General features: G+C 63.6%; 19 protein-coding genes and 1 pseudogene. 2 read left to right on the forward strand and 18 right to left on the reverse strand.

Features of this window, described 5'->3' with window-relative positions:
- Positions 1–67: 67 nt before the first annotated feature.
- From proX to AB5Y54_RS16895, 8 genes and pseudogenes are all read right to left on the reverse strand, one after another.
- Positions 68–1069 carry a glycine betaine/L-proline ABC transporter substrate-binding protein ProX gene (proX, locus tag AB5Y54_RS16860; RefSeq protein ID WP_194860075.1) on the reverse strand — a complete coding sequence of 334 codons (1002 nt, stop codon included), beginning with the start codon at positions 1067–1069 and terminating at the stop codon, positions 68–70.
- Positions 1066–2213 (reverse strand): annotated as a pseudogene (gene proW / locus AB5Y54_RS16865) (glycine betaine/L-proline ABC transporter permease ProW). The gene proX and the pseudogene proW overlap by 4 nt, the downstream one beginning before the upstream one ends.
- Positions 2210–3406 (reverse strand): glycine betaine/L-proline ABC transporter ATP-binding protein ProV, encoded by a 1197-nt coding sequence (gene proV, locus AB5Y54_RS16870; RefSeq protein ID WP_041212476.1) that lies wholly within the window; start codon positions 3404–3406, stop codon positions 2210–2212. The pseudogene proW and the gene proV overlap by 4 nt, the downstream one beginning before the upstream one ends.
- A gap of 473 nt (positions 3407–3879) precedes the next feature.
- Positions 3880–4371, reverse strand: coding sequence for a type 3 dihydrofolate reductase (folA, locus tag AB5Y54_RS16875; RefSeq protein ID WP_042878727.1), 492 nt, complete (start codon positions 4369–4371; stop codon positions 3880–3882).
- 23 nt (positions 4372–4394) lie between these two features.
- Entirely contained in the window at positions 4395–4862 is a 468-nt protein-coding gene (locus AB5Y54_RS16880; RefSeq protein ID WP_010675437.1) for a threonine/serine exporter family protein, read from the reverse strand.
- Positions 4859–4984 (reverse strand): hypothetical protein, encoded by a 126-nt coding sequence (locus AB5Y54_RS16885; RefSeq protein ID WP_368154051.1) that lies wholly within the window; start codon positions 4982–4984, stop codon positions 4859–4861. The genes AB5Y54_RS16880 and AB5Y54_RS16885 overlap by 4 nt, the downstream gene beginning before the upstream one ends.
- Positions 4981–5778 (reverse strand): threonine/serine exporter ThrE family protein, encoded by a 798-nt coding sequence (locus AB5Y54_RS16890; RefSeq protein ID WP_042014428.1) that lies wholly within the window; start codon positions 5776–5778, stop codon positions 4981–4983. The genes AB5Y54_RS16885 and AB5Y54_RS16890 overlap by 4 nt, the downstream gene beginning before the upstream one ends.
- Before the next feature lie 232 nt (positions 5779–6010).
- Positions 6011–6349, reverse strand: a complete 339-nt coding sequence (locus tag AB5Y54_RS16895; protein WP_010675440.1) for a DUF3135 domain-containing protein — start codon at positions 6347–6349, stop codon at positions 6011–6013.
- Positions 6350–6756: 407 nt separating this feature from the next.
- Between AB5Y54_RS16895 and mog the strand changes: the two genes are divergently transcribed.
- Positions 6757–7287 carry a molybdopterin adenylyltransferase gene (gene mog, locus AB5Y54_RS16900; RefSeq protein ID WP_041212474.1) on the forward strand — a complete coding sequence of 177 codons (531 nt, stop codon included), beginning with the start codon at positions 6757–6759 and terminating at the stop codon, positions 7285–7287.
- A 31-nt stretch (positions 7288–7318) separates the two neighbouring features.
- Here mog and AB5Y54_RS16905 read toward each other — a convergent pair whose 3' ends face one another.
- Both AB5Y54_RS16905 and AB5Y54_RS16910 read right to left on the reverse strand, forming a co-directional pair.
- Positions 7319–7666 (reverse strand): DUF2541 family protein, encoded by a 348-nt coding sequence (locus AB5Y54_RS16905; protein ID WP_103255340.1) that lies wholly within the window; start codon positions 7664–7666, stop codon positions 7319–7321.
- A gap of 208 nt (positions 7667–7874) precedes the next feature.
- Complete coding sequence (locus tag AB5Y54_RS16910; protein ID WP_103858116.1) at positions 7875–8630, reverse strand: DNA/RNA non-specific endonuclease; 756 nt, start codon at positions 8628–8630, stop codon at positions 7875–7877.
- Positions 8631–9275: 645 nt separating this feature from the next.
- Here AB5Y54_RS16910 and AB5Y54_RS16915 point away from each other — a divergent pair.
- Positions 9276–10001, forward strand: a complete 726-nt coding sequence (locus AB5Y54_RS16915) for a carbonic anhydrase (protein ID WP_039040335.1) — start codon at positions 9276–9278, stop codon at positions 9999–10001.
- A 180-nt stretch (positions 10002–10181) separates the two neighbouring features.
- Here AB5Y54_RS16915 and AB5Y54_RS16920 read toward each other — a convergent pair whose 3' ends face one another.
- The 8 genes from AB5Y54_RS16920 to AB5Y54_RS16955 all read right to left on the reverse strand — a co-directional run bounded on the left by AB5Y54_RS16920 (position 10182) and on the right by AB5Y54_RS16955 (position 19396).
- The gene (locus AB5Y54_RS16920; RefSeq protein ID WP_103858114.1) at positions 10182–11090 is read right to left on the reverse strand and encodes a pseudouridine-5'-phosphate glycosidase; all 909 of its coding nucleotides are present in this window, start codon (positions 11088–11090) and stop codon (positions 10182–10184) included.
- The gene (locus AB5Y54_RS16925; protein WP_103858113.1) at positions 11084–12175 is read right to left on the reverse strand and encodes a PfkB family carbohydrate kinase; all 1092 of its coding nucleotides are present in this window, start codon (positions 12173–12175) and stop codon (positions 11084–11086) included. Before AB5Y54_RS16925 ends, AB5Y54_RS16920 begins: the two co-directional genes overlap by 7 nt.
- A gap of 144 nt (positions 12176–12319) precedes the next feature.
- Complete coding sequence (nirD, locus tag AB5Y54_RS16930; RefSeq protein WP_104452409.1) at positions 12320–12679, reverse strand: nitrite reductase small subunit NirD; 360 nt, start codon at positions 12677–12679, stop codon at positions 12320–12322.
- The gene (gene nirB, locus AB5Y54_RS16935) at positions 12676–15258 is read right to left on the reverse strand and encodes a nitrite reductase large subunit NirB (RefSeq protein ID WP_368154052.1); all 2583 of its coding nucleotides are present in this window, start codon (positions 15256–15258) and stop codon (positions 12676–12678) included. The genes nirD and nirB overlap by 4 nt, the downstream gene beginning before the upstream one ends.
- A gap of 26 nt (positions 15259–15284) precedes the next feature.
- Positions 15285–16106: an ABC transporter ATP-binding protein gene (locus AB5Y54_RS16940; protein ID WP_010675449.1), complete on the reverse strand. Its 822-nt coding sequence runs from the start codon at positions 16104–16106 to the stop codon at positions 15285–15287.
- 31 nt (positions 16107–16137) lie between these two features.
- The gene (locus tag AB5Y54_RS16945) at positions 16138–17097 is read right to left on the reverse strand and encodes an ABC transporter permease (RefSeq protein ID WP_049636599.1); all 960 of its coding nucleotides are present in this window, start codon (positions 17095–17097) and stop codon (positions 16138–16140) included.
- A 14-nt stretch (positions 17098–17111) separates the two neighbouring features.
- Positions 17112–18467 (reverse strand): CmpA/NrtA family ABC transporter substrate-binding protein, encoded by a 1356-nt coding sequence (locus AB5Y54_RS16950; RefSeq protein WP_319904571.1) that lies wholly within the window; start codon positions 18465–18467, stop codon positions 17112–17114.
- A gap of 344 nt (positions 18468–18811) precedes the next feature.
- The gene (locus tag AB5Y54_RS16955; RefSeq protein WP_104455408.1) at positions 18812–19396 is read right to left on the reverse strand and encodes an ANTAR domain-containing response regulator; all 585 of its coding nucleotides are present in this window, start codon (positions 19394–19396) and stop codon (positions 18812–18814) included.
- Positions 19397–19511: the final 115 nt, after the last annotated feature.

Genomic DNA, 19511 nt, shown 5'->3' on the forward strand with positions numbered 1-19511 from the left:
CACAAAAAAACGCCCGGCAACTGCCGGGCGTTTTTCTTTGCGCAGAAGGGCGACGTTCCACCCCTCATTACATGGCGGCGGCGCGCGCCTGATTCAGCCAGTCGTTCACCAGTGCCTCGTGGCCCTTGAGCCAGGCGTCGGCATGACGCTCCACGTCCGCCGGCTTGTTCTGCCCTTTGTTCATCAGGCCGTTCTGCACGTTGATGTCATTCAGCGGCAGCTTGACGATGGAGAAGAGCCTGGCGGCGGCCGGATTGGCCTCGGCAAACCGCTTGTTGGCAACGATGTGCATGGTGTTCACCGCAAAGCCGTAGTTCTTGCCGTTCGGCAAGCGGGTCTTGGCCGCATCCGGGGCGTCGGCGGGGACTTCCAGCCACACCACATCCTTGCCCGGCACCAGTTCGCTGCTGAGCCAGTAGGGGGTCCAGGTGTAATAGAGCACCGGCTTGCCGGCCTGGTAGCGAGCCAGGGTATCGGCAATCAGCGCCGCGTAGTTGCCCTGTTTGTGGGCCACCGTGGGGGTCAGGCCAAAGGCGTCGAGGTGATGGTTGATCGCCCCCTCGCAGCCCCAGCCGGGGTTGCAGCCGATGAGGTCGGCCTTGCCGTCGCCATCCCCGTCAAACAGCGCCGCCACCTCGGGATCCTTGAGCTGGCCCAGGTTGGTGATGCCGTATTGGGTCGCGGTCTTCTTGTCGATGAGGTACCCCTGGGCGGCACCGGCCACATAGGTGCCCTCACGGAAGAACACCTTGTCGCCCCCCGCCTGCTCGTACTTGTTGTCCTGCAGCGGCACCCAGTTGAACGCGAGGAAGGTGCCGTCTCCCTGGGCCACCGAGGCATAAGCCACGTTGTAGTCCACCTCCTGGGCGGGCTGGACATCGTAACCCAGACGCGCCATCAGCTTGCTCACCAGCAGGCTCTGGAAGGCCTCTTCCGGCAAGGAGCTCTGCAGGGGCTGAACGCGAACCCCCTCCCCCGGCAACTCGGCGCTGGCCATGGCGAGCGGGCTCAGCAGTTGGGCACTCAGCAGCAATGTGCCCAGGGTCAATCCTTTGGTGATCGGTCTCATGCGTTTACTCCTTTGTAATCGATTTCTTGTCACGGCCGGCCAGGCGCAGCAGCAGGGCGGCGGGGCCATGCTGATACCAGCGGCCGGTACGGGTGCGATCCGGTTGCCCCATCGCCTGGGTGAGGCGGTCGAGCACGATGGCCAGCAGCACGATGCCGAGGCCGCCGATGGAGGCGAGCCCCATGTCGAGCCGGCCGATGCCGCGCAGCACCATCTGGCCGAGGCCCCCCACCGCGATCATGGAGGCGATCACCACCATGGAGAGCGCCAGCATCAGGGTCTGGTTGACCCCGGCCATGATGGTGGGCATGGCGAGCGGCAGCTGAACCTTGAACAGCAACTGGGAGGGGCTGGCACCGAACGAGTGGGCCGCCTCCACCAGATCCGTGGGCACCTGGCGAATGCCCAGCATGGTGAGCCGGATCATGGGCGGCAGGGCGAAGATGACGGTCACCACCACCCCGGGCACGTTGCCGATGCCAAACAGCATCACGATAGGGATGAGGTAGACGAACGCCGGGGTGGTCTGCATGGCATCCAGCAGCGGCCGGGTCCAGGTGGAGAGCCGCTCGCTGCGGGCAAGCAGGATGCCGGTGGGCAACCCCAGCAGCACACAGAAGAAGAGCGAGGTCAGCACCAGGGACAGGGTCACCATGGCATCGGACCAGGCCCCGATGAGCCCGATCCCCACAAGAGATACGAGCGTGCCGAGCGCCATGCGGCCGTTCACCAGTTGCCAGGCAAGCAGGGCCAGGAGCCCCATCAGCAGGGTGGAGGGCACCGTCTGCAGCAGATGGGTCATGGCGTTCAGGGTCAGCTCCACCGGTGCGCGGATCAGCTGGAACAGCGGCCGCAGGTTCTCCACCAGCCAGCCGATGCCCCCTTCCACCCAGGTATCCAGCGGCACCAGCGCCTGCTGGAAGGGATCCAGCCAGTCGATGGCGGTTGTGGTGTCGGCGGCTTCGATCTGGTTCTGCCAGTCGGTAGCCTGGGTGTCGGTACTGCCCCAGGGATCGGACACCTCGGCGGACGCAGGCGCGCTCCAGGGGTCTGCCGCCACCTCATCGGCCCGCAGGGAAGGGCTCGCCAGCAGCACCAGGGCCAGCAGCCCGCTCAGCAAGAAATGGGGATTCATCAGCTTCATGCCGGGGTACTCCTGTCCAGGGTGTTGAGCAGATTGGCCTTGGAGATGAGGCCGAGGTAAGTGCCATCCTCCTCGACCACGGGCACCTGACAGGGAGCGGCCGCCACCTGGCTGATCAGTTCATTGAGGGCGGTGTCCGCCAGAATGGGCTGGATGTCCGCCAGCAACGCCTGCTCCAGGCTGCCTTTGGCCCTTACCGCCTGACCGAGCGACTCCACCGAGACGACCCCAAGGAAGCGACGGCTGCGATCCACCACGTACCCGAACTCCCGCTCAAGCTCCTTGAGCTGGCGCAGGGCGTTGCCCGGCCCGTCGGTGGTGTGTTTCTTGATGAGGGGCACCTGCTTGCGGCTGGCCACGTCGCGGGCGCTGAACACATGGGCCAGATCCACACCGCGAAAAAAGGCGCGCACATAGTCGTTGGCGGGCTGGTTCAGGATCTCGTCCGGGGTGCCCACTTGCACCAGCTGGCCATCCTGCATGATGGCGATGCGATCGCCGATGCGCATCGCCTCGTCCAGATCGTGGGAGATGAAGACGATGGTGCGCTGCTGACTGGCCTGCAGCTTGAGCAGCTCGTCCTGCATCTCGGTGCGGATCAGGGGATCCAGCGCGGAGAAAGCTTCGTCCATCAGCAGAATGTCGGGGTCATTGGCAAGGGCCCGGGCCAGCCCGACCCGCTGCTTCATGCCGCCGGAGAGGGCATCCGGATAAGCCTCTATCCACTGTCCCAGCCCCACCTGATGGAGCGCCTGACGGGCGCTCTGCTGGCGCTCCGCCAGCGGTACACCGGCCAGCTCCAGCCCGAAGGCGGTATTTTCCAGCACACTCAGGTGCGGCATCAGGGCGAAAGACTGGAATACCATGCTGATCTTCTTGCGACGCACCTGGCGCAGCTCGCGCTCCGAGATAGCGGCGATGTCCTCACCATCGATCAGCACCTGGCCGCGGGTCGGCTCGATCAGCCGGTTGAAGAGACGCACCAGGGTGGACTTGCCCGAACCGGAGAGTCCCATCACCACGAAGATCTCCCCTTCGTTGATGGCCAGATTGACATCCTGGACCCCCAGGGTCTGTCCGGTCTTTTTCAGGATACTGGCGCGATCATGCCCTTTCGCCAGCAATTTGAACGCTTTATCCGGCTGATCGCCGAAGATTTTGTAGAGGGATTTGACCTCGAGTTTGACTGTCATATTGTCCTTTTTTCTTGGCCGACGCCTTGCCTGGCAAACCGTCGAACGTGAGCCAATTACTTTTAACACTAAGCAATATTACGCCCAAACAAAAGAACCAATTGAAGCCACCCTAAAAGGATTAAATTTAAATTATTGATTTTTATTGGTTATTTTTATTCATAAAAATCCATTAAATCACGATAAAAACGCCTATAACAGACAGGGTCGCCACAGTATCGATGCACTTTCAGCACATTTCATTAATGATTAAAAGGCGTTAGCAGCAGGCGAAAAGAGAGGGTGGGGACGACTGCGCCCATCGGAGCGATGAATGGCTTATTAGTTACATAACTAATCATTTTAATGTCACGCATTCTGGATATTGCTTCAGGCACCTTCAACCATGCCGGTTCAGCCCCCTTCTCTTTGCGGCAACAGGGCACAAAAAAGCCCCCGGCTGTCGCAAGGGGCTCTTCATGGCATCAGAGGGCTCAGCGCCGCTGCCAGGTCTCGAAACAGTAGGGATGGGGGTTCTTCTCGTCGGGGTGATGGGACTCGCGCTCGATGCAGGACCAGTCATTCTCGTCGAAGGCCGGGAAACGGGTATCCCCCTCCACCGCCAGATCGATGCGGGTCAGATAGAGCCTGTCGGCCCGTGGCAGTAGCTGGCCGTAGAGATGCCCCCCCCCGATCACCATCAGCTCGGCCACGTCGCTGCCCGCCAGCAGCGCCAGCGCGGCCTCCACCGAGTCGATGACCTCCACGCCGTCGGCCCGGTAGTCGGGATTGCGGCTGATCACCAGATTGCGACGGCCTGGCAGCGGCCGTCCGATGGACTCGAAGGTCTTGCGCCCCATCAGCACCGGCTTGCCCAGGGTGACCCGCTTGAAGTGGGCCAGATCCGCCGGCAGGTGCCAGGGCATCTGGTTGTCCAGGCCGATCACCCTGTCCTGGGCCATGGCGGCAATCATGGAAATCATCATGGGGTCAACCTCTCGCACCGTCGTCAGATAATGGGGCGGTTACGGTACACGACCAGAGAGGGGATCGCCAAACCGAAACTCAGGGCCCCCACGATAAAGAGCGCCTTGAGGCCGTTCTCCACCGCGCTCTGAAGCAGCTCCATGGTCACCCCGGAGATATTGAGCTCGACGATGGCGATCATGGTCTTGAACGCATAGCTGCCCGGGATCATGGGGATAATGGAGGCAACGCTGAACACCGGGCGTGGTGCCAGCAGGCGGCGCGACCAGTAGACACAGACAAAGCCGACCGTGGTCGCCGCTGCCAGGGTGGCCCACTCGATGGGCATGCCGTAGTGGATGAGCAGGGTACGCAGGCTGTGGGCCAAGGCGCCCCCCATGGCGCAATATTTGAGCATCCGTGGCGGCACGTTGAACAGCATGGCAAAGCCCACCGCCGGAATGGCCGACCAGAAGGCATCCTTGGCCAGCAGCCAGAGCAGTTCCATCATACCTTCCACCCCCAGATCCCGGTGACCGACATGGCGAGAATGATCCCGATATGGTTCCGCTCGCTGATGGATAGCCGGTTTGCCCCGATCAACAGGGTCGATACAACGTCAAAGATCTTCATACTTTCCACCCCCAGATACCCGTCACCGACATGGCGAGAATGATCCCTATGGCCGCGCTGATGGTCAGCAGTGTCGCCGTGCCCCAGCGGGCCAGCCCCATGTTGAAGTAACCCTTCACCATGTCGGAGACCGCATTGATGAGCGGGAACCCCGGCACCAGCAGCAACACGCTGGCGGCCATGGCGAGATAGGGTTGTTCGCCCCAGCCGAAGAAGGTGGCGCTGGAGGCAAGCAGGGTGGCGATGAAACCGGTGGCGGCAAAGTTGATGAGGGGGCTGTGGTGATGGCGGGCAATGAGCTGGCGCACCCGCATGGCGACCGAGGCCGAGCAGCAGGTCACCAGGAAGATGGGCCAGTCACCGCCAAACAGCAGGCTGAAGGCACCGCAGGAGAGCCCCACCATGGGCACCACCAGCCAGGGGTGATAGTGGAACGGCGTGATGGCCTCGAGGCGCTGACGTACCTCGCGCGCGCCGATAAGCGACTTTTCCGTCATGATGCAGATGCGCTGGATTTCGCACACCACCTGCATGTTGATGCCGTGCTCCCGCACCCGGCGGGTGGTGGTGACGCAACTGCCCTGGTAGAGGCTGGTGAGGACGATGGCGCTGGAAGAGATGGCCATCTCGACGCTCTCCAGCCCGAGCGCCATGCCCAGGCGGACCGTGGTCTGCTCGATGATGCGGCTCTCCGCCCCAAACTGGGCCAGCATCTGGCCCGCCTTGACGATGATCCGGGTGATCTCCGTCTGCTGCTCTCGCGACAGCACCCTTCCTGGTGTGATGCTTCTCATGATCCCTTTGAGTCATAGCAAGATGAAATGTGTCTGGATATTACCCCAAAATAAATACACCTTCATCCATCTCTATCGGACTGCGGGCACTGGTCACTATTATTCAGCCGCCCGGGGAATATTTGCAGCAAATAAAAAACAATTCACCCAACTTGCTTAACAACTTGTTTGAAAAGAGGTGAAACAAATTAATAAACACCCTGTTTTTTTATATCTTGAACAGGGCCTTTAATTATTTCCGTTTCAGATAACTGGAAAACGCTATCACATTATCCGGCAGCGGGGGCTCTGCCATTTCCTGACAAGATTCGTTCTGCAGATCCAGAATGTGCTGGCGCATGGCGTAGACGGAGTCATGCATCATGTTGGCTATCCGGATGCAGCTGTCGAGGTTGTTTCTTGCCAGGCGGCGCTGGCAGTCGATGCGAAATTGCAGACCTCGCAACCGACGTTGCCGCTCTGGCCCCACCTGGGCGATCAGGGTCTCTATCTGCTGGTGCAGCAGCGCGTCGAGTCGCTCCGGCTCGGCCAGCGCCCAGTACTTCAGGGTATCGAAATCAGGCAGCTCCATATACCCTCCTGGCCGGACCTCGCCCATGGAATGGAACGACGCCGGGCACATCACTATTTCACTGTCCCTAGGGAAGGTTATATAGGATGGTGGCGATTTTGGGCCATTCACCGCCGAGCCACAGGAGTCCGGTTTTTGGCACGGATTGCGCATCGTTGGCGGAAAAAATCATTTATTCCTTATGATTCATGAAATTAACCGAATCCGGCCTGCGTCAGTTTTTTTATAAAATTTCAGCGCCATTTTTCTCGGCCTTATGCCTTATTAAGGAACTTTCCTCAAAATTGTTTTTCATTCGACTCTCTCCCAGGCTCGACGCCCTCCCCTTGTACCATCCGGCGGTTTAACATATCTCACTGATTATGTTATTTTATTTACCACTTTATTGCGGCAACCAAGGGCAGACCATGAGCAAGGCAAGAATCGGTATCGTCACCGTCAGCGATCGCGCCAGTGCAGGCATCTACGAAGATCTCTCCGGCAAGGCCATCATCGACACCCTGAACGCCTACCTGACCTCGGAATGGGAGCCCGTCTATCAGGTGATCCCCGACGAGCAGGATCAGATTGAGGCGACTCTGGTTCGGCTGGTGGACGATGAGCAGTGCTGCCTTGTCGTTACCACGGGGGGCACAGGGCCGGCCAGGCGGGATGTGACCCCGGAGGCCACCGAGGCGGTGTGCGATCGCATGATGCCGGGCTTTGGCGAGCTGATGCGGGCCGAGTCCCTCAAGTTCGTGCCGACCGCCATCCTGTCGCGCCAGACCGCCGGCCTGCGCGGCAGCTCGCTCATCGTCAACCTGCCGGGCAAGCCCAAATCGATCCGCGAGTGCCTGGATGCGGTCTTCCCCGCCATTCCCTACTGCATCGACCTGATGGAAGGGCCCTATCTCGAGTGCGACGAGGCCATCATCAAGCCGTTCCGCCCGAAGAAATAAGCACTGGGCGGGGATTTCCCCCGCCCTTCGCTCATTTGCGCCCGTACACCTTGACCCCTGCCCTGCTCCCTTCCGAATTGCCGTACACCTCGATGCGCTTGATGCAGAGTCGGCTGCCGAGGGATTGCCACCCCGACTCCTGATCCTCTTTCAACACCTTGTCGAAATAGAGGGTCTTGCTGCGATCGTTGCCGTAGAACACCTTGACCCGCTCCAGGGTCAACTCCCGCCCTGCCTTGACCATGATGGATTTGGTCGGCCGGCAGGCGAGCATGGGAATGATGGCGGGATGATCGCCGACCCCGAGCAGAATGGTCTGCCCCAAGCGGATATCCTCGTCGGCCATGGCCGGGGGAACAGCAGCCCCCAGCAGCGCCATGGGTACGCAGATGCGCAACGCGCGGGCAAGAGTGGACGAGGAGTGAAGGGAAAACAGCGCTGACATGATGCCTCCTGAAAAAAGGAGTCATGATAAGGGCCCGATGCCAGACCAAAGCTGTACTGGCCCTGTACCAGGGGCCATGACAATGGCCGGAGGCCCGTGTGGGTAACGGGGGCCTGGGCCCCTGTTACCCCTGCCGGACGCGCTAACCGCCCCACATGGCCGACAGCCGCGACTCCATGGCCTCTTCCTCCTCGTCAGGCAGCTCGGTAAAGAAGTCGAGTCCGGTCTGCTCCTCCACCTCATCCACCGTCACCACATAGTCCGCCAGCTTGCTGGCCGAGACGTTATCTTGCGGCAGGATGAAGGCGATGGCCCGCTTGCCCGCCAGCTCCATCACCACCCGGTAGTAGGCGTGGGGCACGGTCACGCCGTTGCCGATGGCGCCATCGGAGTGGGTGAAGATGGGGCCGGTGATCACCTGCACGCTCTTGTAGGTGATGGCCCACTGCCGGGTCTTCTCCTCCAGGATGCGCCAGGCCCCCTGGTTGAGCGCTGGCAGTTGCGGGGTCATGTTGGTGAGCAGGAAGCTCTGCTTCATGGTGTTGGCGGTGGAGCGCATGTCCGCCGCCGGCGCCTGGTGGCCGCGGTCATAGCCCGAGCCCTTGTAGTCCGACAGGGTGGCGCGAAACTGCACCGGCACCTCCTTGTCCTCGGCGAAGGCATCCTTGCGCGGCACCTGACCCTGGGCGCTGGCGGCCGTCATCCGGTAAGAGACCCAGTCAGAGACCTTGGTGTCGTAGTTGTACCCGGCGGCATATCCCTCCCGGCACAACAGCTGACTGGATTGACCGGGTACCCCCAGGGTAACGTGCTCCCCGCACTGGAATCCCGCCGCCAGGCTCGGGAAGGTGGTGAGAGTGAATCCGATAGCCAGAACTAATTTATTGATATTATTCATTATTATGCCACTCCTTGTGTTAGGCGGAGTGATTTGACACCAGGTCGGATGAGTAAGGCAATCGCACAAATAGCGAGCAATCCGGAAATGTGAAGAGGACGGCAAAACCGCAAACAAGGCGCCGCCAACCGGGGGATTGCCATCCCGCCGTCACTGTGATGAGGGGGGAATTTCTCCTGCACTATCAGAGGGATAAGGGGTCAACACCGAGGCACTCTGTCAGCGCAGCGCCCGGCTCCCGCCACGCACGCCCCTGACCGGGTCAGGGAATATCGAACAAATCCCAGCGAAATAAGGGATCCTCAAGCCCGATAATTAGTCCGCGCTTGTTTGCTCGAGATCAAACGGAGCCATGAAAAGCCCTCTAGAATCAGCCCGTCATCTATTTGGGACGCCATGAAAGGGGGCCGTTCATTGCGAAAATGCCCGCAGGATTTCTCCTTCATGAATAAGCGAGCCCCGTTGCCGGAATACATCATGGCGCCGCCTCATGCCACGCTTCAAATAACGATGACGACAGACCTTTCATAACAATTAATCCGGTCTGGCACCGCGTACCCTGCGTTTCCAACGATGCCATTGATGAGGCCTTCCTGCCGGAAGGCCAGGAATGGCCGTGCTTTTCAATCAGGATAAGGATGCATGATGAAAAAGTCCCTGCTGGCTGGCGCCCTGCTGCTCTGCCCTGCCGCCTTTGCCGCCACCACACACTGGGAATACAGCGGCGAGGCCGGCCCGGCGAAATGGGCCAGCCTGACCCCGGAATATGGCCAGTGTGCCGGCAGCAACCAGTCGCCGGTCAACCTCTCGGGTCTGGTGAAGGCCGATCTGGCCCCCCTGCAGTTCCACTATCAGGCGGGTGGCAAGACGCTGGTCAACAACGGCCACACGGTGCAGGTCAACTATGCCCCCGGCAGCACCCTTGAGCTCGACGGCATGCACTTCGAGCTCAAGCAGTTCCACTTCCACGCCCCCAGCGAAAACCTCATCGAAGGCAGGTCCTACCCCCTGGAGGGTCACCTGGTCCATGCCAATGACAAGGGGGAGCTGGCGGTGGTCGCCGTGATGTTCGAGCCGGGCCAGGCCAATGGGGCCCTGAGCCAGGCCTGGCAGGTGTTGCCAGCCAAGGCGGGGGAGATCCATGCCTTCAAGGAACCCATCTCGGCAGAGCAACTGCTGCCCGCCCAGCACGACTACTACCGCTTCAGCGGGTCCCTGACCACCCCACCCTGCTCGGAAGGAGTGCGCTGGCTGGTGATGAAGGAGCCGGTCCAGGCCAGCCAGGCCCAGATCGATGCCTTCAAGGCGGTGATGCACCACCCCAACAACCGCCCCGTCCAACCTCTCAACGGGCGACTGGTGCTGGAATAAGGAGGTTATCTCACCGATTCGCGCAATAAAAAGAGGGCCTGTTGGCCCTCTTTTGCATCTTTCGCAAAGGTGTTTACAGGCTGGCAGCGATGCGCGCCCCCAGCGCGGCGTTGTTGAGCACCAACTGGATATTGGCCGCCAGGGAGTTGCCACCGGTCAGTCGTACGCCCGGACTACCGGTTACAGGCTGGCGGCAATCTTTGCACCCAGGGCAGCGTTGTTCAGCACCAGCTGAATGTTGGCCGCCAGGGAGTTGCCACCGGTCAGCTCGCACACCCGGGCCAGCAGGAAGGGGGTGGATTCCTTGCCCTTGACCCCCTGCTCGTCCGCTTCCCGCAGCGCCTGCTTGATGGCCGCGTCGATGTCCGCCTTCGGCATCGCAAACTGGGCCGGGATGGGGTTCGCCACCACGGCACCTCCCGCCAGCCCCAGCTCCCACTTCAGGCGCAGCGCCTCGGCGATCGCCGCCGGGGTGTCGAGGCGGTAATCCACCTTGAAGCCGCTCTCCCGGGTATAGAAGGCGGGCAGCTCCTCGGTCTGGTAGCCGATGACCGGCACCCCCTGGGTCTCCAGGTACTCCAGGGTCAGGCCGATGTCGAGGATCGACTTGGCACCGGCGCAGACCACGGCCACCGGGGTCTGGGCAAATTCCTGCAGGTCAGCCGAGATGTCGAAGGTCTCCTGGGCGCCGCGATGCACGCCGCCGATGCCGCCGGTGGCAAACACCCGGATCCCGGCCATGGCGGCCACTATCATGGTGGAGGCCACCGTGGTGGCCCCCATCCCCTTGTTCGCCAGCACGAAGGGGATGTCACGGCGGCTGCACTTGATGGCGGCGTGGCCGGCCTTGCCCAGCGCCTCCAGGGCCCCCGCATCCAGGCCCACCTTGAGGCGGCCGTCGATGATGGCGATGGTGGCCGGCACGGCGCCGTTGTCCCGCACCACCTGCTCCACCTGGCGCGCCGTCTCCACGTTCTGCGGATAGGGCATGCCGTGGGAGATGATGGTGGACTCCAGGGCAACGACGGGTTTGCCGGCGGCAAGAGCTTCGGCGACGACCGGTTGGATATCGAGGTAAGCGTTCAACATGGGTACTCCTCCAGCATGCGTTCAACGGCGGCCTTGGATAGGCCGGAAAAGACGGTATCGGAACAATTGACGGTGAGGGCGGCGCAGCCGAGGGCGAACCGGGTCGTCTCGACGATGTCCTGCTCCTGCAACCAGGCGTGGGCCAGCCCTGCCATGAAGGCATCGCCGCCGCCGGTCACGTTGACGACCGGGCTGCCGAGCACGGGCAGATGGCCCTGGCACGCCCCGTCGCTGTAGAAGATCCCCTGATCGCCGAGGCTCAGGAAGAGCCGCTGCACCCCAGCGCGGTGGAACCAGGCCGCCGCCATGGGCCAGGTGTCGGGCCCGGCGATGGTGAAGCCACACAGTTGCTCGGCTTCCGTGCGGTTCGGTTTCAGGGTGTGGATGCGGTGCAGCCAGGGGCGGATCTTCTCCACCTTGGCCACAGAGACGGTGTCCACGAAGATGATGTGCTCCCCCTGGCGCTCGAACAGCCAGTCCAGGGTGTGGGTGGCGAGGTTGGTGTCCAGCACCCAGAGCCGGGCCGCGCCGAGGAAGCCGCTCAAGGGGGCAAGCCGGGCCGGGGTGAGCTGCTCGATGATCCCCATGTCGTTGACGGCGCAGCTCATCTCGCCGCTGCCATCGTGCAGGCTGAGGTAGCAGGAAGTCGATTGACCCTCCAGTACCAGTACCTGGCGCACGTCGACCCCGGCGCGCTGGCTCACCTCCAGCAGGTGGTGGCCGTATTGATCGTTGCCCACCGCAGTCAACAGCCGGGTGTCGGTACCAAGGCGCGCCAGGTTCTCGGCGATGTTGCGCCCTACCCCACCGGCGGAGGTGCGTACCCGGCCCGGGTTGGAATCCCCGATGCGCAGGTTGTCGTGGCTGCAGCCGCAGATATCCATGTTGGCGCCGCCTATCACCACGGCGTAGGGGCCTTCGCGCAGCACATAGCCGCGCCCCTGCACATAGCCCTGGCGCATCAGGCTGGAGATGTGGCTCGCCAGCGCGGAGCGGCTGATGCCGAGCCTGTCCGCCAGCTCCTGCTGGGCAATCATGGGATCCTGGCGCAGCAGGGCGAGGATCTCTTGTTCACGTTCCGTCATAGACAAACATCCAGCTGCAAACGTTTGTCCATTATTTCTGAAAAACGTTTTCCCGCCATCCTCTCGTGCAAGAAATGTCGGGTCGCGCACAAAAAATCACCGGGCAAGCCCGGTGATAGAAAAACGGTTTTCAGATGGAGCCACTCACCCCAGCTGTACCCAGACCTCGCTCCCCTCCAGTCGCACCGGCCAGCAGGCGACGCTCAGGGCAGGATCGTCCAGACAGCGACCGTCCATCAGGGCGTAGCGCTGCTTGTAAAGGGGCGAGGCGACCACGGGCTCCCCACCGGCATCCCCCACCAGACCACGCCCCAGCACCGCCACGCCGGCCAGGGGATCCACCCCGTCCAGGGCATAGACATGCTCCCCGAGGCGAAACAGCGCCAGCACCCGCCCCTCCAGCCAGGCGCTGCGCCCGGCCTGCTCCGGCAGCGCCGCCAGCTCGCATACCCTATGCCAGGCTCCAAGTTCTGACTGTAAGGTCTCTTCTTTTATGTCGCTCATACCACCTCCTTGATAGCGATATCCGGCACCCATTGCCCCCGCTCCTCACGGCGCGGCGGCGTCTCGTCCTCGGGCCGGTTGACGAAGGCCTCGAACAGCTTGAGCTTGTCCGGATCCGCCAATGTGCTCTTCCACTCGCACTGCCAGGTGCCGACTATCCCCTCCATCATGGCCTCCAGCTCGGCACCGATGCCGAGCCTGTCCTCGATGATCACCGACTTTAGGTAGTCGAGCCCCCCTTCCATGTTCTCCATCCAGACCGAGGTACGTTGCAGTCTGTCCCCGGTGCGCACGTAGAACATCAGCAGCCGGTCGATGTAGCGGATCAGGGTCTGCTCGTCGAGATCCGTGGCAAAGAGGTCGGCGTGGCGCGGCCGCATGCCGCCGTTACCACACACATAGAGGTTCCAGCCCCGCTCGGTGGCGATGACGCCTATGTCCTTGCTCTGGGCCTCGGCGCACTCCCGGGTGCAGCCGGAGACCGCAAACTTCAGCTTGTGTGGCGCCCGCAGTCCCTTGTAGCGGTGCTCCAGGGTCTGGGTCAGGGTCATGGAGTCCTGTACCCCGTAACGACACCAGGTGGAGCCCACGCAGGACTTCACGGTGCGCACCGACTTGCCGTAGGCCTGACCGGTCTCGAAGCCCGCCGCCACCAGCTCACCCCAGATGGCGGGCAGCTGGTCGACCCGGGCGCCGAAGAGATCGATGCGCTGGCCGCCGGTGATCTTGGTGTAGAGGCCGTACTTGCGCGCCACTTCGCCGATGGTGATGAGCCCCTCCGGGGTGATCTCCCCCCCCGGGATGCGCGGCACCACCGAATAGGTGCCGTCCTTTTGCAGGTTCGCAAGGAAGGCGTCGTTGGTATCCTGCAACGCGCGGTGGGGCTTCTCCAGCACGTGCTCGTTCCAGAGGGACGCCAGGATGGAGGCCACCGTCGGCTTGCAGATGTCGCACCCCAACCCCTGGCCGTGCTTGTCCCGCAGCGCCTCGAAGCTCTTCAGCTCGCCCACCCGGGCCAGGTGATAGAGCTCCTGACGGCCGTAGGCGAAGTGCTCGCACAACCCCTTGTCCGCCTCGACGCCAAGGTCTGCCAGGGTCTGATCCACTACCTGCTTGAGCAGGTTGCTGCAACCGCCGCAACCCGTGCCGGCCTTGGTGCAGCTCTTCACCGCCGACAGCTCGTGATTGCCCGCCCGAACGGCGGCTACCACGTCCCCCTTGCTGACGTTGTGGCAGGAGCAGAGGATGGCGCTGTCCGGCAGCACCAGGGGCGCGGGAGCGGCCCCTGCCTCCCCCACCAGCAGGGAGAGCGGCGGCTGGGGCAGCGCCACCCCGTTCTGGTAGTACTGCAGCAGCCGCTCATAATCGGCCCCGTCCCCCACCAGGATGGCGCCGAGCAGGCGATTGCCCTCGCCGTCGGTCACCAGCTTCTTGTAGATGCCGTTGACCCTGTCCAGCAGCAGCAACTCCTGGGCGCCGGCGGTGTTGGCGTGGGCATCGCCGATGGAGCCCACGTCCACCCCCATCAGCTTGAGCTTGGTGGACATGTCGGCCCCGATAAAGCGGGTCTCGCCGCCGCACAGACTGGCCACTGCGGCCCGGGCCATCTGGTAGCCGGGAGCCACCAGGCCGAAGATGCGCCCCTGCCAGAGCGCGCACTCGCCGATGGCGAGGATGGCGGGATCCGAACTGTGGCAGCCGTCGTCGATGCAGATGCCGCCGCGCTCCCCGACCTCCAGCCCGGATTGCCGGGCCAGGGTGTCGGCGGGGCGGATCCCCGCCGAGAACAGCAGCACGTCGGTCTCAATGTGGGAACCGTCCTTGAAACGCAGGCGATGACGGGCCTGCTCCCCCTGCTCGATGCACTCGGTGGCTTTCTCCACCAGCACCTCGACCCCGAGGGCCTGGATCTTGTCCCGCAGCACGGCGCCGCCGCTCTCGTCGAGCTGCACCGGCATCAGCCTGGGGGCGAACTCCACCACCTGGGTCTTGAGGCCGAGCAAGCGCAGGGCGTTGGCCGCCTCCAGCCCCAGCAGGCCGCCACCGATGACCACGCCGCTGCGGGCCTGGGCGCAGGCATCGCGGATGGCGGCGAGATCTCCCAGGGTACGGTAGACGAAGCACCCCTCTCGCTGATGACCGGGGATGGGGGGCACGAAGGGGACCGAGCCGGTCGCCAGCACCAGACGGTCGTAAGGGAACTGCTCGCCGTTGGCCAGCGTCAGGGTGCGGGCCGCCCGGTCGAGCACCTCCACCTCGGCCCCCAGTCGCAGCGCAATGCCGCTCTCCTCATACCAGGCGGGATCCGCCATGCGCAGGGCCTGGGGCGCCTTGCCGCCGAATACCTCGGACAGATGCACCCTGTCGTAGGCGGGGTCAGGCTCGGCGCCAAACACCGTCACCTGGAAGCGCGTCAGCCCGCCGGCCGCCACCAGCTGCTCGACGAAGTGATGGCCCACCATGCCGTTACCCACTACCAGCAGCCGTTGCTTGTCGGCCGTGTCGGCGGAACCACTGTTCTGGCGACCGAGCAGGTCCATGCCGCCCCCTGTCACCCACTGTTGCTCTTTGTCAGTCATGTCTCTCTTCCTTGAATCCGGCGGGCTCAGGCGCGCAGCTTGCTGCGCACCTGCCCGGCTGCCTTGAGGGGGGTCACCTTGCGCTGCTTCTCGTAGAGGAAGCGCAGCACCTGCTGGCGCAGCTTGTGGTAGTGGGGATCGTCCGCCAGGGCGACCCTGTCCCTGGGCCTTGGCAGGTCCACGGTCAGGATCTCCCCGACGGTGGCACTGGGGCCATTGGTCATCATGACGATGCGATCGGAGAGCAGCACCGCCTCGTCCACGTCGTGGGTGATCATGATGACGGTGTTGCCAAGCTCCGCCTGGATCGCCATCAGGGCATCCTGCAAATGGGCCCGGGTCAGGGCATCGAGGGCGCCGAACGGTTCATCCATCAGCAGCACCTTGGGGGAGAGCGAGAGGGCGCGGGCGATGCCGACCCGCTGCTTCATCCCCCCCGACAGCTCGTGGGGCATCTTCTGGCTGGCGTGATCCATCTGCACCAGGGAGAGGTAGTAGTCCACCCGCTCCGCCACCGCCCGCTTGTCAGACTCCACCTGGGCCACCGCCAGCGCCACGTTCTGCTGGACGCTGAGCCAGGGCAGCAGGGCGTGGTTCTGGAACACCATGGCCCGCTCGGGCCCCGGGCCCGCCACCTCGCGACCATCGAGAATGATGCCCCCCAGGGTCGGCTCCAGCAGCCCGGCCACCAGGTTGAGGACGGTGCTCTTGCCGCAGCCCGAGTGACCAATGAGGGAGACGAACTCCCCCTTCTCGATGCGCAGGTTGACCCGGCTCAAGGCCTCGAAGCTGCCCTGCTCCGTCTCGAACGAGATGCCGACGTCGCTTATCTCCAGATAACTCTTCATTGGCTCTTCTCCTGCCTGAATAGGAATGTGATTAACGCAGCACCTGACGCTTGTCCCAGGACAACCACTGCTGCAGGGCCAGCATGCCCCTGTCCAGGGCGCAGCCGATGAGGCCTATGGTGATCACCGCCACCATGATGCGGGCCAGAGACGCAGAGCCGCCGCTCTGGAACTCGTCCCACACGAACTTGCCGAGCCCCGGGTTCTGGGCCAGCATCTCCGCCGCGATCAGCACCATCCAGGCCACCCCAAGGGAGAGCCGCAGTCCGGTGAAGATCATGGGCAGGGCCCCTGGCAGCACGATGCGCCGCACGTGGGTCACAAAGGAGAGGCGCAGCACCCGGCTGACGTTGTGCAGATCCCCATCCAGCCCCGCCACGCCGACCGCCGTGTTGATCAGGGTCGGCCAGAGGGAGCAGAGGGTCACCGTCAGGGCCGAGGTGAGGAAGGACTTGGCAAGCCAGGGGGCGGGATTGGCGTAGAGGGCGCTCACCACTAGCGTGATGAGGGGCAGCCAGGCCAGCGGCGACACCGGCTTGAGCAGCTGGATCACCGGGTTGGCGGCGCGATAGAGCCCCTGGTTCATGCCGAGCAGCACCCCGCACGGAATGGCGATCAGAGTCGCCAGCGCGAAGCCGCACAGCACGGTGAGCAGGCTGGTGGCTATCTGATCGAAGAAGGTGGGACGTCCTGTGTAGGGACGCAGCTTCACCTCGGCCGCCGGATCCGCCGCCAGTCGCTCGGCGTTGCGCACCTGCTGGCGTTCGAGGAAGGCCGCCGCCTTCTCCCGCTCCTGCAGATGCTCCTGCCCGAGGGACCAGAGCTGGCTGGCGGTGGCGAGCGGCCCCGGCAGGGTGCCCAGACTGGTCTGCACCTGGCTCGCCCCCCACTGCCAGAGGCCGAGGAAGAGCAGCACGCCGAGCAGGGGCTGCACCATGATTTTCCAGTTGATGGCTTTTAAATGGATGAGGGGCCATGTGTGTCGTTTCATCGGGATCTCCTTGCTCATTGCACCCGCTCATCGCCCTTGAGGCCGATGGCGAACTGTTGCAGGTAGGCGTTGGGGTGGCGGCCGTCGTAGATGAGGCCGTCGATGAAGCCATCCTGGGGGCCGCGATAGCCCTGCTCGCTGGCAAAGTCGGGGAAGTCACTGGCCTTGAGCTTGCCCTCGGCGATCAGCGCCTCGGCGGCCTGGCGATAGACGTCCGGTTGATAGACGGCCTTGGCCACCTGCTCGAACCAGGCGTCCGGTCTGGCCTCGGGGATCTGGCCCCAGCGCCGCATCTGGGTCAGATACCAGATGGCGTCGGAGTAGTAGGGATAGGTGGCGTGGTGGCGGAAGAAGACGTTGAAATCCGGCACCTGGCGCTTGTCCCCCCTGGCGTACTCGAAAGTGCCCGTCATGGAGTTCGCGATCACCTGCTCGTCCGCCCCCACGTACTCGGGTCTGGCCAGCAGCTTGGCCGCCGCGCGCCGGTTGCCGTTGTCGTCTGCATCCAGCCACCAGGCCGCCCGCAGCAGCGCCTTCACCAGCCGCACATGGGTGTTGGGGTGACGTTCGGCCCACTGCCGGGTGACGCCGAACACCTTCTCCGGGTTGTTGCGCCAGATCTCGTTATCCGTGATGACGGGCACCCCTATGCCCCTGGCGACCGCCTGCTGGTTCCAGGGCTCCCCCACGCTGTAGCCAGCGATGGTGCCCGCCTCCAGGGTGGCGGGCATCTGGGGCGGCGGCGTCACCGACAGCAGCACGTCCGCCTGGCGCTGGCCCGAGTTGTCGCCGAGCCGGGGTGCATAGAAACCGGGGTGCAGACCACCTGCCGCCAGCCAGTACCTCAGCTCGTAGTTGTGGGGGGAGACGGGGAAGACCATCCCCATGTTGAAGGGCTTACCCCCCTGGCGATACTCCGCCACCACGGGCTTGAGGGCGGCGGCGCTCACCGGGGGCGGCACCTGGCCCGCCTGCGGCCTGGGCAACTGGGGCGCCATGGCGGCCCAGACGCTGTTGGCCACCGTGATGGCGTTGCCGTTGAGATCCATGGCAAACGCCGTCACCAGCTCGGCCTGGGTGCCGATGCCGATGTGGGCCGCCAGGGGCTGGCCCGCCAGCATCTGGGCACCGTCCAGCTCGCCGTCTATCACCCGATCCAGCAGGATCTTCCAGTTCGCCTGGGCTTCGAGGGTGACGTAGAGTCCCTCATCCTCGAAATAGCCACGCTCGTAGGCCACCGCCAGCGGCGCCATGTCGGTCAGCTTGATGAAGCCGAGCCTGAGCTCCTCCTGCTCCGGGGCTCCCAGTGCCAGCACCGGCAGCGACAACGCCGCCAGCAGCAGCCCCGCACATCCTTGTCGTCCGTTCATTGCATCTCCTCCCTCGGTTCCGGGTCAGGGCCATGGCGCCAGGCTGCCTGGAATCGCAGTGCCACCTCGTTGCAGCGCTGCGACCCAAGGTGCGTCGCGACCAAAAAAAAGCCCCGCCGATCCGGGATCGGCGGGGCTTCTTTGCCCTGTTGCGGGTGAGTGACCTGACCGGCCCCTCACTGCGCATCGTTACTTCATTGCTATCGTGTTTTTGTTATTCACTTTCCGTGCCAGCTCGTCCAGGGTGCATCAGGCGGCCCTTTGCGGCCTGTGGTGCCCTGATCCTCCCTCAAATTTGCCTCAATTAGGCGCAGTTGCACCAAAACGGTTGGCCACGGGAGCGCTCAGGCGGGCAAAGCCTGCAGCAGTTGCCGCGCCAGCTCCCCCAGGCTCAGGTGACGGCTCATGGCGGTGCTGCGCATCAGGCGATAGGCCTCGTCCTCGTCCAGCCCCTGATGGCGCATCAGGCGTCCCTTGGCCTGCTCGATGAGCCGCCTATCCTCCAGCTTCTGGCGCAGCTCGCTCTCGGTCTGCATCAGGGCCTGCACCATGGCGAGCTGACTGCGGGCCAGGCGCAGCCACTGCTCCACCGGCTCACGCTCGCCGCAAGGGTGGGGCACCAGCAACACCCCCTGCTGCAACAGGGCGAGCTGGGTATCGCCCCCCAGCCGCTCGCAGAACAAGAGGCGCGGCATGTCGGGCCAAAGGGAGAGGCCAAGGCGTACCTCGGCGCTGAACTGGCGGCAACTGACGAGCAGGGCATCCCCCCTCTGCGTCGGAGTCAGCAACTGGCGGGTATCGAGGATCTCGGGCTGATGGCCGTAGTGACTGACCAGCAGGGCCAGGCGGTTCGCCTGGCCCGGGTCATCGGCGTGGATCAACAGCCGGGAAGCGGGGCCGTCCTGGCCCCGGGTGGAAAAAGTAGTCATGGCGCTCCTTGCCGGCGACGATCGCGTTCTGTCTGGCGAAAATACCGCAACATGAAGGCCAACTCTTTGAATCTACCTCCTTTTTATCTATCAGGAGGTAGTGGGGGTAGAGGGA

The organism is Aeromonas sp. s9 (assembly GCF_040907765.1).
Lineage (GTDB): Bacteria > Pseudomonadota > Gammaproteobacteria > Enterobacterales > Aeromonadaceae > Aeromonas > Aeromonas caviae.